Source organism: Sorangium sp. So ce176 (genome assembly GCF_051519835.1).
Taxonomy (GTDB): Bacteria; Myxococcota_A; Polyangia; order Polyangiales; family Polyangiaceae; genus Sorangium; species Sorangium cellulosum_G.
On the sequence record NZ_CP150371.1, the window covers coordinates 9,186,209 to 9,199,883 of the forward strand.

Here is a 13,675-nt window from a genome sequence, read left to right on the forward strand (position 1 = left end):
TCCCCAGGCCCGGGGCTTGACCATTGGGCCCGGGTTGGGCCCATGCCGTCCGAGGGGGTGCGATCCGTCGTCACGCCCTCCCAAATTGCCCGGGGATGTGACGGATCGCGACGGTTCGCCCCCGCGGGACAGTCCCGCCAGGATTTCTGACAGGCGGGACCAGAAACTAGAGGACCCGCAGGAACGCCGTGAGGTCGGCCTTCTCCTGCGCGGTCAGCTTGGTGCCGAGCACGAGGTTGAAGAACTCCACGGTGTCCTCCAGCGTGAGCAGGCGCCCGTCGTGCAGGTAGGGCGGGCTGTCCTTGATGCCGCGGAGCGGGAAGGTCTTGATGGGGCCGTCGGCGGTGGCCATCCGGCCGTTGATGAGCTCGGGCTTGAAGAAGCGCTCTGCCCGCAGGTTGTGCATCAGGTTGTCGGTGTAGTACGGCGCCACATGGCACGTCCCGCACCGGCCCTTGCCGTGGAAGACCTGCTCGCCGCGGAGCTCCTCCGGGGTGGCCTTCGCGGGGTCGAGGCGCCCGTCCACGGCGAGCTTCGGCGCCGGGGGGAAGTCGAGGATCTCCTGGAACTCGGACATCGCGTGCACCTGGTGCCCGCGGTCGAGGATGTTGATACCCTTCTTGACGGCGATGACGATATCGCCGTCGAAATACGCCGCCCGCTGCTCGAACTCGGTGAAGTCCTCGACGGTCTTCAGCGCGCGCTGCGAGCCGAAGAGGCGCTGGATGTTGACGCCGCGGAGCGTCGGGGTGTCGACCCGGTGCCGGAACTCCTGCGGCCGGGTGTCGCCCACGAGGTGAAACGCGTTGTTCGTGTGCCCGTTCGCGTGGCAATCGAAGCAGGCGACGCCGAGGCTCGCCCGCTCCGAGCGCCGGTCCGCGGTGGCGTTGAACTGCATCTGCGGGAACGGCGTGACGAGCAGCCGGAGCCCCTCGAGCTGCTTCGGCGTCAGGATGCCGTTGAAGATCTCGTAGAAGTTGTCGATCGTGACGAGCTGCCCCCTGGAGACGTCGCCGAGGTCGGGCCGCGTTGTCAGGTAGATCGGCGCCGGGAACTCGGAGATGACGTGATCCGGCAGGTCGAAGTCGAGATCGAAGCGCGTGAGGTCACGCGCCGTCTGGCGCTTCAGCTCGTCGATGTGGAACTTCGGAAAGACCATTCCCCCTTCGGGGTGGTTCGCGTGCGGCAGCGGCAGGAAGCCCCTCGGCCAGAGCCCCTGCTCCCGGATCGCGTCGGGCGTGAGCGCGGCCAGCCCTTCCCACGTCGTGCCCTTCGGGAGCTTCACGCGGACGCCGGCCTGGACAGGCTTGCCGCGCGACATGGTGACGCCCTGCGCCGGGCGGTTCGAGAGGTCGTACCGCTCGTCGAGCAGGGTCTGATGGCGCTTCATCACCGCGGGCTTCTCGGCCTTCATCCGGGCGACCACGGCGGCGAACGGCTCCTTGTCCTCCACCGGCAAGTAGCTCGTGCGCGGCGTGTCGGGGCCGGGCGGAGGGTCCGCGTTCATCGGCGCCCTCGGCCCGGCCGGCGCGATCGTTCCGGCCGCAGCGGGCGGGGCCTCGCGCGGGCCGGTGGGATCTTCGGGCGCCGCGCCCGGCGTCGAGGCGCAATGCACGAGGCCGAGCGAGAGCGCCGCGGTGCACGCGACAAGGCACGACACATCCATCTTCTTCACAGGCATAAAAGCGCTCCTTCCCGAGGGAACGATCGATGTGGAACGAACGATCGCGCGCACCGACGCTCCAGCGCGCCTGTCCGGCCCACGCAGCATGACGGCTCGCCAGGCACGGAGGCCAGGCACCATGAGCCGGTCCGTCCATAGGCGGCTCCTGTGCCAAGGTCGCGTCCGCCAGGAGCGCGTTCCGGACGAAGCGCGGAGCCGAGCGCCCGGCGCGGGAAACCCGTCTGTTCTTGCTCTACCTGGCAGACGCCGGGCCAGGGCCATCGGCTCCGGGTGCGGGAAGGAATGTAGCAAATTGCCACGCGTGTGGCAGAGGCGCTCAGAACGATCCGCCAGCTCAACGTGGATGACGAGCAACTGCGACGGCCTGGGCGGCTACCCTCCGTCGCGCGCGCGCCTCGCCGGAGCGATGCGGACGAAGGGCTCCTTGACGTCGCGCACGTCGAAGAAGAACACCCGATCCCAGCAGGGCACCTGCTCGCGCTCCGACAGGTCGAACACCTCACCCCGGGACAGGCTGCCGACGAGCTTCGCGCTCGACTGGCCCCTCAGGCTCCACCGGAACTCGTACGGAAGGAGGACGCTGGGATCGCTGAACATGCCGCGCCGCGCGGAGAAGCTCCGCTGCGCGGCCTCGGAGAGGTCCTGTGCGTGAAGCAGGTTCGGGGCGACGATATAGGTCATCGCCAGGCCCTCCTCGAGGAGCAGCCGGTTGATGAGCCGACCTCCCGAGATGACATACCCGAGCACGCGACCGTAAGCGTCGCTCGGCTGCTCGTCCGTCTGGATCTCGACCTCGGCGCCCGCGGGGAGCAGCTCGGACAGCCGCGCGGCGGCCATCTCGGCCCAGTAGCCCTGCGAGGCGCCGAGGAAGTGCGTCTCCGGCGTGTCGATCGAGAGCATGCGGATAGCGTGGTCCACGCCCCGCTCGTCGCATACGTGGAGCGTGTCCCCGTCGACCGTCCTCACCACCGTCGCGGGAAAGCGCGGGCCCGGCAGATCCGGCGCCCTGCGGAACCTCCGCCTCCGAGCGACAAGGGATACATAGCCGATGAACCTCCGGAATCCCGGAAGCAGTCCTGTCATCGCCCCCTCCTTGGATGGATAAACCCCCAGAAACCGCCGTTCGTCAGGGCGATCGGACTCCACTCCTGCCCAGGCGGCCTGTTCCATGACGCTATAGAGCGCGCCCAGGCCTGATGAAAGCGCTCGACCGCCCTGACCGGGGGTACGCGGGGTGGCCTGAGTCAACCGGCGGATGGAAGGGAGAGGGAGAGAAAACGCCAGGAGCGCCACGCGCCGTCCGCGCTTTCCCGTTACGATGGCCGTCGCGATCGCTTCGGTAGATCGTCGCGGGGCACGGGACGTCTGCGGGTGACCCCGCGCTGGGCTCCGGGGACGAGAGCCGCCGCGGCGAGGAGGTCCTGGATGTCGTCGCTTGAACACGAAGAGCCGGCCGGAGCGCCGGAACCGGAACGGGAACGCGCAGCCGCGGCGGAAGGCGAGGCGGCGCGGCGCAGGCGCAGCCTCCGCCTGCGGCTCGCGGCCGGGGCGCTCGCGCTCGCGGCGGCCGTGACCGCGCTCGTCCTGACCCGGGAAACACCGCCCGCGAAGGCCAGCGCCATCGGCGCGCGGCTGGAGCTCTCCTCGGGAGACGTCACGCTGACGGAGAGCGCGCAGGACGACAGGCGGTCGACGGTTGTGTCCGGCATCCCGATCCCGGTCGGGGCCGAGCTCGCGACCGGAAAGGGAGCGCGGGCGCTCGTGCGGCTCGCCGACGGCTCGGCGGTGTTCCTCCGCGCAGACTCGGAGATCGCGCTCGGCGCGGGCGGGCTCTCGCTCGCCCAGGGCGAGGTGTGGCTCGACGCGCCGCCGTCCGAGCGCGGCGAGCTCTCGCACACGCTCGGGGACGTCAGGGTCTCGGCGGCGGACGCGGGCCTGTCGATGAGGCGCTCGGGCAAGGAGGTGAGCGTGTACGTGGCGCGCGGGCTCGCCTTGGTCACGGCGCCCGGGGGGCGCGTCGAGGTGCACGCCGGGGAGCAGGCGACAGTCGCCGGAGACGCCGCGCCGAAGGTCGCGCCGCTCGCCTACTGGGAGGACTGGACCGGCGGCATGGGCGACCACCGGCCGCTCGCGGGCGAGGGCAGCGGCGCCGGCCGGATCTACGGCGTCGACCTGCAGGGCGCCCCGGGGGCGCAGGCGCGCACGCTCGAGATCAGCCGGCAGGTCGTGCGCGCGGTCGTGCGCGACGGCATCGCCGAGACCGAGGTGGACCAGACCTTCTCGAACCCGGGCGGGCGGCAGGTCGAGGGCTGGTACTGGTTCACCGTGCCCGAGCGGGCGCTCGTGAGCTCGTTCGCCGTGGAGACCGACGGCGTGCTCGTCGAGGGGGAGGTGATCGAGCGGAGAGAGGCGGCGCAGCGGTACCAGACCGCCGTGCAGACCGGCCACGAGCCGGCGCTTCTCGAGTGGGTCGATGGGCACAGCTACCGCGCCCGCATCTTCCCGGTGCCCGCGAGCGGCTCCCGGCGCGTCGTGCTGCGGTACGTGGAGATGCTCGGCGCGCCGGCCGGCAAGCTCGCCTACGTGTACCCGATGCGCTCGAGCGATCCGGTCCAGATCGGCGAGTTCTCGCTCTCCGTCGACCTGGGCCAGGCCGGCCAGGGCATGCAGATCGCGACGCTCGCGGACGCCGTGATCGAGGACGGCGGGCGGCGCGTGAGCATGCGGCGGAGCGGCTACGAGCCGCGCGCGGACTTCCAGCTCGAGGCCTCCGTGAAGGCGAAGGCGTCGCCGCTGCGCGTGTCGCGCTTCGCCGCGGGCGAGGACCGCGCCGACTACGTGATGGCCCGGTACGTGCCCGACGTGGACTGGACCGAGCTGAAGGAGCTGCCCGCGGACCTCGTCGTCGTTGTGGACACGTCGGCGTCGGCCGACGAGCCGTCGCGGCAGCAGAAGGCGTCGGCGGCCGAGGCGATCCTGCGGGCGATGTCGCCGTCGGACCGCTTCGCGCTGATCGCGCTCGACGCGGCGCCCGCTGTCCTGCACCCGAGGGACGGGCTGGCCGAGGCGTCGGAGCAGGAGATCTCCGCCGCGCTCACGCGGCTGGCCGAGCACGCGACAGGGGGCGCGACCGACCTCGGCGCCCTGTTCGAGTCGGCGCTCGGGCGCGTGCACGGCAAGGAGCAGCCGGCGGTCATCTACATCGGCGACGGGCTCGCGACGAGCGGCGAGGTGACGGGCGCGCGCCTGTCGGAGCGGCTCCGCCGGTCGCTCTCGGCCTCGCGCGCGCGCTTCTTCACCGTCGGCGTCGGCGAGAACGCGAACCACGCGCTGCTGCGCGAGCTCGCGCGCGCCGGGGGCGGGCAGGCGTTCCGGATCGACGAGGCCGAGGGCTCGACGTCCGAGGTGCTGCGCCTCGCCAGCGCGATCAAGACGGCGACGATCACCGATCTGGCGATCGACCTCGGCGCCGGGCTCGACGAGCCGATGCTCACCGCGAGCGGCAAGGTGTCGCGCGGCGAGGAGGTCGTGCTGCTCGCGCGCACGCACCACGCGCTGCCCGCGAAGGCGATCGTGAGGGGGCGGCTCGCCGGGAAGGAGTACGCGCGCGAGCACCCGATCGAGATCGATCGGGGCGTCGGGGCGGCGCTGGTGCCGCGCTTCTGGGCGGCCGAGAAGATGCGGCGGCTGCTCGCGGACGGCGACGACATCGAGGCGCACCGGGGCAAGGTGGTCGAGCTCGGGCTCGAGTACGGGCTGATCACGCCGTTCACGAGCACGCTGGCGCTCGAGAGCGAGCAGGCCTACGCGAACCAGGGGATCCGGCGGCGGCGCTCGCCGCTCCGGGGCGAGCGGCTGACGGCGCTGACGCCCGAGCGAGAGCGCGAGCTCGCGGCGCTGCTCGCGCCGCCGTCGATGGCTGTCGCCGCCGGCTGCTCGAGGAGCGAGCCGAGCGCGGCGAGCGATGAGGAGGGCTCGAACAAGGAAGGCGGCCACGGCATGAGGAAGCAGGCGCCGGCCGCGGAGCCGCCCGCGATGCCGGCGCAGGCCGAGGCGCGGGCGCCGGGCGCCGCGGCGGACCTCGCCCCGCCCGCCCCCGCGCCGCCCTCCCCGGCCGCCGCGCCCGCCGCGACGGCCACGGCCCCGGCCGACGAGGCGGAGCTGGAGGACGCGCGGCAGGAGCGCGCGGTGGCTGCCCCTCGGTCGGAGCGCGCGCCCCGGAAGGCCGCGGAGGGCGGCGGGCCGACGGCGTCCGGCGCGTTCGGCGCGGATCGACTCAAGGGCGCGCCGCGCGGCGGCGGCGGTCCGCCCGAGCCGGCCGCGGCCGCCGCGAGGCCGGGCGCGGCGGACGGGGCGGCGGCCGCGCGGAGGGCTGCCCAGGCGTGGGCGCCCAGGCCCCGGCCCGTGGTGATGTCGCCGTGCAGCGACACAGCGCGGCGCCCGCTCGCCGAGCGGCTCGTCGTGTGGTCGAAGCGCCTCGCGCGCGCCACGACGGCCGAGCAGCTCATCGCGCGCTACGAGGGCGCGCTGTCGACGTGCGAGCTGCCGGACTGGCGCGCGAAGGCCGCGCTCCTCTCGCTGCTCCAGGCGAAGGTGACAACCGAGGGCGGCGCCGAGGCGCTGCTCGTTCGCTTCGCCGACGAGCCCGAGGCGCAGCGGTTCATCGCGCGCGGGCTGATGCGGCGGACCGTCGATCCCGCGATCGCCGCGGCGGTGCGGCGCACGCTCTTCGGGGGCGCCGATCCGAGGGCGCGCTGGACGCTCGTCGACGAGCGCCTCGCGGCGCTGTCGACGGTGGACGAGCGGCTCGCGCTGGTGCGCCAGATGCTCACCGAGCGGCCCGACGACCCGGAGGGGGAGATCCGGCGGGTGCGCCTGCTCGCGGAGGCGGGCCGGAAGGACGAGGCGCTCGCCTACGGGCGGCGGCTCCGCGACCGCGGCATCATGAGCCCCGGGCTCGCGCTGGAGCTCGGCGACGTGCTCGCCGCGAGCGGCTTCGAGCCGGACGCGCTCCGCACGTACTCGGAGATCGTCGAGTTCGATCCGACGAGCCCCGCGTCGCGCGAGATGCTCGGCGACGTGTACCTCCGGCACGGCTGGTACGCGGCCGCGTACCGGCAGTACACGACGCTCACGGACCTCGCGCCGGCCGAGCCCCGGGGCTGGCTGCGGCTCGCCGCGGCGGCCGCGGGCAGCGGGCGCGTCGACGAGGCGCTGCGCATCCAGCGCAAGGTCGCCACGGCCGAGGGCACGCCGGGGGCGGACGATCCGCGCGCGTGGGCGCGCCTGCTGTCGGCGGCGCGCATCGGCCGGCTGCTCGCCGAGGGCGGCGCGCCGGCCGACGCCGAGAGCCTCGCCCGCAAGCTGAAGGAGCTCCAGCTCTTCAGCGGCCCCGGGGCGCTCCGCGTCGTGCTCTGGGAGGACCACGCCGCGGAGCTCGCCCTGGCGGCGCGGGACGGCGAGGTGGACGCGGCGCTCGGCGACGGCGTGTTCGCGCCGGCGGTCGGGCTCGCGGCGGTGCAGCTCCCCGCGCCCGAGCTCGCGCGCCTCGAGTGGCGCGTGCGGTTCCGCAGCGATCCGCCGCGGCGGGACGTGCGCTTCGTGGTGACGACGATCGTGTGGGACGGGGCGTCGTTCCGCGTGACGAGCGCGCCGGGGGTGGTCCGCGCGGGGGAACAGGGCGCCGCGCTGGCGAGCGTCGCGGCGCCATGAGCGGCGCCCCGGCGTCGCGCGATCGCCGGTGAAAGGACGGCGGGAGACCGCTGCGACGATGGAATCGAAGCGTGGGAGGGTGCCTGAACGTAATGGACATCTTGACGCGCGGCGGGGCCGGCAGCCTCCCCGGTTGCCGTGCCATCGGCTAGACTTGGATCGTGGTTCAGGCCCTCCCTGCCGGTTACCGCTTCGATCCCGCGGATCCGCGCGCTCCGACGAGCGATCAGTGGGCGCGGATGACCCCGGCCGAGCGCGCGCGGGTCGTGGACATGCTGCCCGCCGAGGTCCCGCTGGAGCTCATGCCGCCCGAGGGGGACGCGCACCGCAAGGCCAAGCGCGACGCGCTCGACGCCCTCGACGGCTTCTTCCGCCGCGTCGGCCGCAAGATCTACCTCTCGTCCGAGCTCGCCGTCTTCTATCCCGGCGAGCCGCGGTTCGCGCCCGACCTGCTCGCCGTCGTCGACGTCGAGCCTCACGAGCGCATGCGGTGGGTGGTCGACAACGAGGGCAAGGGGCTCGACCTCGTGATCGAGGTCCACGTGGCCGGCAGCCGCGCCAAGGATCACCAGGTCAACGTCGAGCGGTATGCCCGGCTCGGCGTCCGCGAGTACTTCCTGTTCGACCGCTCCCGCCTGCGCCTGCACGCGTACAGGCTGCCCGCGGCCCCGGAGGGTGACGCCTCCCCGCCGCGCGCATACCAGCGGATCGTGCCTCAGGCTGGGCGGTTTGCCTCCGAGGTGCTCGGCCTCGATCTCCTGCTCGACGGCCCCCGCCTCCGCTTCTTCGCGGGCAACGCGCCCCTCGAGGACGCAGACGAGATGATCACCCGCCTCGGCGGCATGCTCGATCAGGTCATCGCGCATCAGGAGGAAGCGCAGCGCATCGCCGAGGAGCTCGCCGCCGAGCTCGACAGAGAACGGCGCCTGCGCGAGGAGGAGCAGCGCCTGCGCGAGGAAGAGCAGCGCCTGCGCGAGGAAGAGCAGCGCCTGCGCGAGGAAGAGCAGCGCCTGCGCGAGGAGACCGAGCGGCAGCTCGCGCAGGCCCGCGCGGAGCTCGAGCGGCTCAAGGCCCGCTGAGCGCGCCCCGGCGGGCCCCCGCCTCGGCGGTCACTGCTCCTTCAGCTTCGCGGCCAGGAACCGCCGCACCTTCTCCCAGGCGTCCGCCGCGGCCTTCGTGTCGTACCGCTCCCCCGACGGGTTCGCGAAGGCGTGATCGGCGTCGTACCGGAGCACTTCGTGCTCCACGCCCGCCTCGTGCAGCGCCTTGTCGAACTCGTTGACGACCTGGGGCGGGATGCCCTCGTCCCGGTTGCCGAAGACGCCGAGCACCGGCGCCTTGATCGCCTTGAGCTTCTCCGCGTCGGTGACGAGCCGGCCGTAGTAGAGGACCGCAGCGTCGAGCTCGGGCTCGTTCATGGCGAGCTTGAGCGACCAGGCGCCGCCGAAGCACCACCCGATCGAGCCGGTCCGCTGGGCCGAGACGCGCGCGTCGGTCGTGAGGAAGCGGTGCGCGGCGCGCACCGTCTCGATCCCCTTCGCCTCGTCGACCGCCTTCATGGCCGTCATCGCGTCGTCCGGCGTGGTCGCGACCTTGCCGCCGTACAGGTCCACGGCGATCGCGGCGTAGCCGTCCTCGGCGAGGCGGTCGGTCCAGTGCTTGATGTGCTCGTTCAGGCCCCACCACTCGTGGATGACAACGACGCCCGGGATGGGCGGCTTCGCGTCCCGCGGCAGGCTCAGGTACGCCTTCGTCCCGGCCACCTCGATCGACTGCCCGCGCGCGGGCGGCGCCTTGTCCGCCCGGAGCTGGTGGAGCGCCTTGAAGTCCTCCTCCGAGAGCAGGCCGGTCGGGCCGTCCGCGGCGCCGGACGGCGCGGGCGCCGGGGCGGCGGCGCCGGAGGGCGGCTCGGCGCGGGGAGCCGGAGACGAGCCAGAGCAGGCGGCGGTCGCCACGGCAAGCGCGAGCGGCGCTGCCAGGCGGAGGCGGCGAGGGCAGAGCTTCATGGCCGCGCACCCTACCAGCACGGGGCGGCGCGCCGGAAGCCTCCCCGCGGCGGCGCGCCGCCCGCCTAGGTCGCCACGCGCAGGCCGAGCTGACTCGACGAGACGCTCCGACGGACGGCGGAGGCCAGCGTGTCCGCCGAGAACGGCTTCGCGACGAACGCGTGCGCGCCGAGCCGGAACGCGCGCTCGCGCTCGCGCGCCGAGGACATCGTCGAGACGACGATGAGCGCGACGTCGCGGTGGTGCCGGCTCTGACGGATGAAGCGGATGAGCTCCAGCCCGTCGATGTCCGGCAGGTTGATGTCGATGATCACGGCGCCGTACGCGCCCCTGTGCATCAGCCGGAGCGCAGCGAACCCGCTCGCCGTCTCGGCGATCTCCACCGCCGGCCCGAGCTCCTTCGACCCCTCGAGCGCCGCCCGCATGTGCGTTCGCATCGCGGCGGAGTCATCGATGAGGAGGATGCGGGTCATGCGGGGTCCTGTCGGAGAGTTTGGGAGCGACTCCTACAACAGAAACCGCAGAACTTGAAGTGGATACCAATTTTCCGACGTGTCCACAAATATACGTCCACATAAAATAAATACGCCCGCGCAGTAACATGGGACGGCGCTGCCGGAGGGTGAACGCCTCCCCGGCTGTTCCCGGCGCGACCCTCCGGGCCCCGTTCCCGCCCCTCCCCCGACCTCGCGCCGGCGCGGTCGATGTGCCGGACGCTCACGCGTACCCGCTTTCCCCGGCCCGCGAGCCCTGGTCTGGCTCGCCCGCGCTCCCCGCGGCAGCCCCCGAGGCTCGACCTGCCCCGTTCCCCGCCGCTCGCGCAGCCGCGATCTGCGCCGCCGGGCGCCCCCCGCGTCCGGGAAAGCGACCTCTTCGGCCCCTTTTCGAGCTCCTGGCGTGATCAAATCGCCTCCGTCCGGGAATTCGTCTGGGCTGGGCCACACGGGAGACGATTGTGCGCGCAGGCGTATTGCAATTTTTCGTCACGACTGTCGGACCGGTCCTCGCGAGCGGCAGCGGCGGCGTCTCCCGTGAGGACGATGAGCGGCAGGGCGGCGGCGGACCCGGCCCCGCGAGCGGGTCCAGGAGCCACGGCAGCGCCGCGGTCGCCGGGGAAGGTCTTCGAGCACCTCGACCCCAGGGCCCACCTCGGCCGGGTCACCGACGACAACAGCCATGGAGTGACGACCCGCCGCGAGAGGGACGAGATCCTCGCCTTCGCGGAGAGGTCCCTGCTCGTCAAGGAGGGTTCGGCGGACAGCTCGACGAGAGCTCCACCCGCCGGCCATCTCCTGGCCTTCCCCGCGGAGGGCCATAGACGAGATACGCGCTGCTCCCTCCCACTGACCAGCATCGTTCCGCGCTCGATCGGGCGAAGTGAAATCCTTACTGGACACTCGATCCCTCTCGCCCCCTCGACGCTGAGCCGACTTGATCTCAGCATCACACAATTCAACTTCTTCGGTCGACCCAAGATCCAAAACTCTGTTTGACAATAAAACCGTGCGACGGTATCCCCATTGACGGCCCCAGCGCACAGCGACTGCGTCCGGTAGTACGTCGCGCGAGTCTTTCTTAGGGATGGCAGTCCCTCATGTCCCTGGAGCACCGTCGTTCCTTGAACAGCGGGAGCGTCGGTCCGTTGCCAGGCAGCTCCGGCGGCCCGTGCCCTCGCCGTATCCCCGGCCCCCGCGCGTTCATCGCTCCTCGTGACGGCGTGCGATGCGGAGATCGTGGATCCCTCCGATGGAGCCAGCGAGACGGCGCCGCCGGGCGGCGTGGGCATCCCGGCCGATCGGCTCGAGCTCATTCGTCGGTGGAACTTGGATGGGGCGCCGATCCCCGCCCAGCCTGATCAGAGCAATTCACGGTCGTGGCATGACTTATCCAAGGAGATCTTTGTATGGCTGAGAAGAAGGGACCCCTGGCTCGTGATCTGCTCGGTTGGGTCCTCGACCGGCGGCAGATCCTCATCAAGCTCGGGGCGTTCGCCATCACCGCGCCCGCGCTCACGTCCTGCGGAGAGGACGACGCGACCGACGACCCGGGCTCCAGCAGCGCCGGAGGTACCGGCGGCGGCGGAGGAGGCCTGGGCACGACGACCAGCAGCAGCGCAGGCACCACCAGCACGAGCAGCACCAGCTCGGGTATCGGCGGCGCCGGTGTGGGCGGCGCGGAGGGCGACGACTCGCTGGACCTGGATCCCTCGATCTTCGAGGACGCCGTCAGGTGCGCCTTGACCACCACGGACATCGAGGGGCCCTTCTTCATCGACGACAGCGAGATCCCGAACGACATCAGCCTGTTCCGCAGCGATCTCCGGGACGGTCATCCCGGCTGCGAGTTCCAGTTCTATTTCCGCCTGCTGGACGCCCAGAACAACTGCGAGCCCATCCCGGACGCCGAGATCTACATCTGGCACTGCGATGCGGATGGCTATTACAGCGGCTTCGACGGCCAGGACCCCTCCACGCCGTACAGCGGCCCGGGCGAGCGCACGGTCGAGAACGACGAGCGGTTCTGCCGCGGCGTCCAGCTCACCGACCGCAACGGGGTCGCCGGCTTCAGGACGATCTGGCCGGGGTGGTACGCGGGGCGCCCCGTCCACGTTCACCTGGTCGCGCGCATCAACGGGGCCACGACCCGGCTGATCACCACGCAGTTCTACTTCGAGGCCGACTTCAGCCGGCAGATCTACGAGAACGAGCCGGCGTACACGGCGCGCTCGACGAACATCCCGGCGTCGAGCCTCAACCCCCCGGGGTTCGGCGACCCTGCGATGCCCACCATGTCGTACACCCCCGGGCTCGTCATCGGTAAGCTCAACGTCATCGTCAACGGCAACGGCTGAGCGCACCGGCGCGAGACATCCTGGAAATACGGGTCGCGCCCCTGCTCGCGACAGCGCCGGCGCGGGGCGCCGCGATGGAGAGCAGGGGCGGACAACCTCCCGGCCGGGCGCCAGACTGCTGTAGGGAGGTCCCATGAGCGACGCGGATCGGCTGGATCCCGGGAGCATGGCGCGCGCGTTCCGCGAGGCGCGGCGCCGCGGGATGGATGTGGAGCCTGCGGTCCTGTTCCACGACCTCGGGCGCATGCGGGCGCGCATCGGGCGGCTCGGCGCGGCGTTCCCGCCGGGCGCCCTCCACGCGGTGGCGATCAAGGCGAACCCGCTCGTGGAGGTCCTCCGCGCGGCGGTCGACTGCGGCGCGGGGCTCGAGGCGGCCTCGATCGAGGAGGTGAAGCTCGCGGCGGCCGCCGGGTGCCCCCCCGGCCGCATCGTCTACGACTCCCCCGCGAAGACGCGCGACGACATCGCGGAGGCCCTCCGCCTGGGCGTGCGGATCAACGCCGACAACCTCGATGAGCTCGAGCGCATCGACGCGCTCGTCGGGCACGACGGGGCGGGCGGCCGCATCGGGCTGCGGATCAACCCGCAGGTCGGGGCGTCCAGCATCGCCCTCACCAGCGTCGCGGATCGGCGCTCCAGGTTCGGGGTCCCGCTCGAGCAGGCCGACGCCGTGCGCGCCGCCTTCGCGCGGTACCGGTGGCTCGCCGGCCTGCACGTGCACGTCGGCTCGCAGGGGTGCGCGCTGTCGCAGCTCGTCGACGGGATCCGCCGCGTCGAGGCGCTGCGCCAGGAGATCCGCCGCGCGCTCGGGCCGGGCGCCGCCCGCACCATGGATATCGGCGGCGGGCTGCCGGTCGCCTACCGGAGCACCGACCGGCCGCCGCTGCTCGAGGACTACGCGGCCGCGCTGCGCCTGGAGGCGCCGACGCTCTTCGAGGAGGGGACCACGCTGATCACCGAGCTCGGGCGCTGGGTCCAGGCGGGCTGCGGCTTCGCCGTCTCGCGCGTGGAGTACGTGAAGGAGGACTCGGCCGGGCGCACGGCGATCCTGCACCTCGGGGCCGACTTCCTGCTGCGCCGCGCCTATCACCCGGCCGACTGGCACCACGATTTCGTGGCGCTCGACGCGGATGCCGCGCCCAAGGAGGGGCCGCTCTCGCCGTGCACCCTCGGCGGCCCCCTGTGCTTCGGCGGCGACGTGCTGGCCCGCGACCTGCCGTTCCCGGCGCTGTCGCCCGGGGATCTCGTGCTCGTCCGCGACACGGGGGCTTACACGCTGAGCATGTGGTCCCGCCACTGCAGCCGCGGCATCCCCGCGGTGCTCGGCGTGGACGGCGACGAGCTCCGCGTCCTGCGCGAGCGCGAGCGGCCCGAGGACGTCGTGGCGTTCTGGAGCCGCGGCCGCGGCCAGCCATGAGGCCG

The 13,675-nt window shown here is 72.6% G+C and carries 8 protein-coding genes; 4 read left to right on the forward strand and 4 right to left on the reverse strand.

What is annotated here, in order from left to right; genetic code table 11:
* Positions 1-166: 166 nt before the first annotated feature.
* Entirely contained in the window at positions 167-1,507 is a 1,341-nt protein-coding gene (locus WMF42_RS34770) for a hypothetical protein (RefSeq protein WP_061610449.1), read from the reverse strand.
* 549 nt (positions 1,508-2,056) lie between these two features.
* A complete protein-coding gene (locus WMF42_RS34775; protein ID WP_081426766.1) occupies positions 2,057-2,767 on the reverse strand; it encodes a thermonuclease family protein in 711 nt (236 codons plus the stop codon).
* Between the two features lie 342 nt (positions 2,768-3,109).
* Here WMF42_RS34775 and WMF42_RS34780 point away from each other — a divergent pair, with 342 nt between their 5' ends.
* Complete coding sequence (locus tag WMF42_RS34780; protein ID WP_437687296.1) at positions 3,110-7,396, forward strand: VIT domain-containing protein; 4,287 nt, start codon at positions 3,110-3,112, stop codon at positions 7,394-7,396.
* A gap of 161 nt (positions 7,397-7,557) precedes the next feature.
* Positions 7,558-8,475, forward strand: coding sequence for a Uma2 family endonuclease (locus tag WMF42_RS34785; RefSeq protein WP_437687298.1), 918 nt, complete (start codon positions 7,558-7,560; stop codon positions 8,473-8,475).
* A 30-nt stretch (positions 8,476-8,505) separates the two neighbouring features.
* On the opposite strand, the gene WMF42_RS34790 is transcribed toward WMF42_RS34785, so the two are convergent.
* Both WMF42_RS34790 and WMF42_RS34795 read right to left on the reverse strand, forming a co-directional pair.
* Entirely contained in the window at positions 8,506-9,402 is an 897-nt protein-coding gene (locus WMF42_RS34790; RefSeq protein ID WP_061608740.1) for a dienelactone hydrolase family protein, read from the reverse strand.
* A gap of 65 nt (positions 9,403-9,467) precedes the next feature.
* Positions 9,468-9,875, reverse strand: coding sequence for a response regulator (locus WMF42_RS34795; protein WP_061608741.1), 408 nt, complete (start codon positions 9,873-9,875; stop codon positions 9,468-9,470).
* 1,430 nt (positions 9,876-11,305) lie between these two features.
* Here WMF42_RS34795 and WMF42_RS34800 point away from each other — a divergent pair.
* Positions 11,306-12,253 carry a protocatechuate 3,4-dioxygenase gene (locus WMF42_RS34800; RefSeq protein WP_437687300.1) on the forward strand — a complete coding sequence of 316 codons (948 nt, stop codon included), beginning with the start codon at positions 11,306-11,308 and terminating at the stop codon, positions 12,251-12,253.
* A 133-nt stretch (positions 12,254-12,386) separates the two neighbouring features.
* The gene (locus WMF42_RS34805) at positions 12,387-13,670 is read left to right on the forward strand and encodes a diaminopimelate decarboxylase (RefSeq protein WP_437687302.1); all 1,284 of its coding nucleotides are present in this window, start codon (positions 12,387-12,389) and stop codon (positions 13,668-13,670) included.
* The last annotated feature ends 5 nt before the right edge of the window (positions 13,671-13,675 follow it).

Coding starts and splice junctions, on each gene's coding strand:
- WMF42_RS34770 (WP_061610449.1), bottom strand. CDS start 1,507: ATGAACGCGGACCCTCCGCCCGGCCCCGACACGCCGCGCACGAGCTAC.
- WMF42_RS34775 (WP_081426766.1), bottom strand. CDS start 2,767: ATGACAGGACTGCTTCCGGGATTCCGGAGGTTCATCGGCTATGTATCC.
- WMF42_RS34780 (WP_437687296.1), top strand. CDS start 3,110: ATGTCGTCGCTTGAACACGAAGAGCCGGCCGGAGCGCCGGAACCGGAA.
- WMF42_RS34790 (WP_061608740.1), bottom strand. CDS start 9,402: ATGAAGCTCTGCCCTCGCCGCCTCCGCCTGGCAGCGCCGCTCGCGCTT.
- WMF42_RS34795 (WP_061608741.1), bottom strand. CDS start 9,875: ATGACCCGCATCCTCCTCATCGATGACTCCGCCGCGATGCGAACGCAC.
- WMF42_RS34800 (WP_437687300.1), top strand. CDS start 11,306: ATGGCTGAGAAGAAGGGACCCCTGGCTCGTGATCTGCTCGGTTGGGTC.
- WMF42_RS34805 (WP_437687302.1), top strand. CDS start 12,387: ATGAGCGACGCGGATCGGCTGGATCCCGGGAGCATGGCGCGCGCGTTC.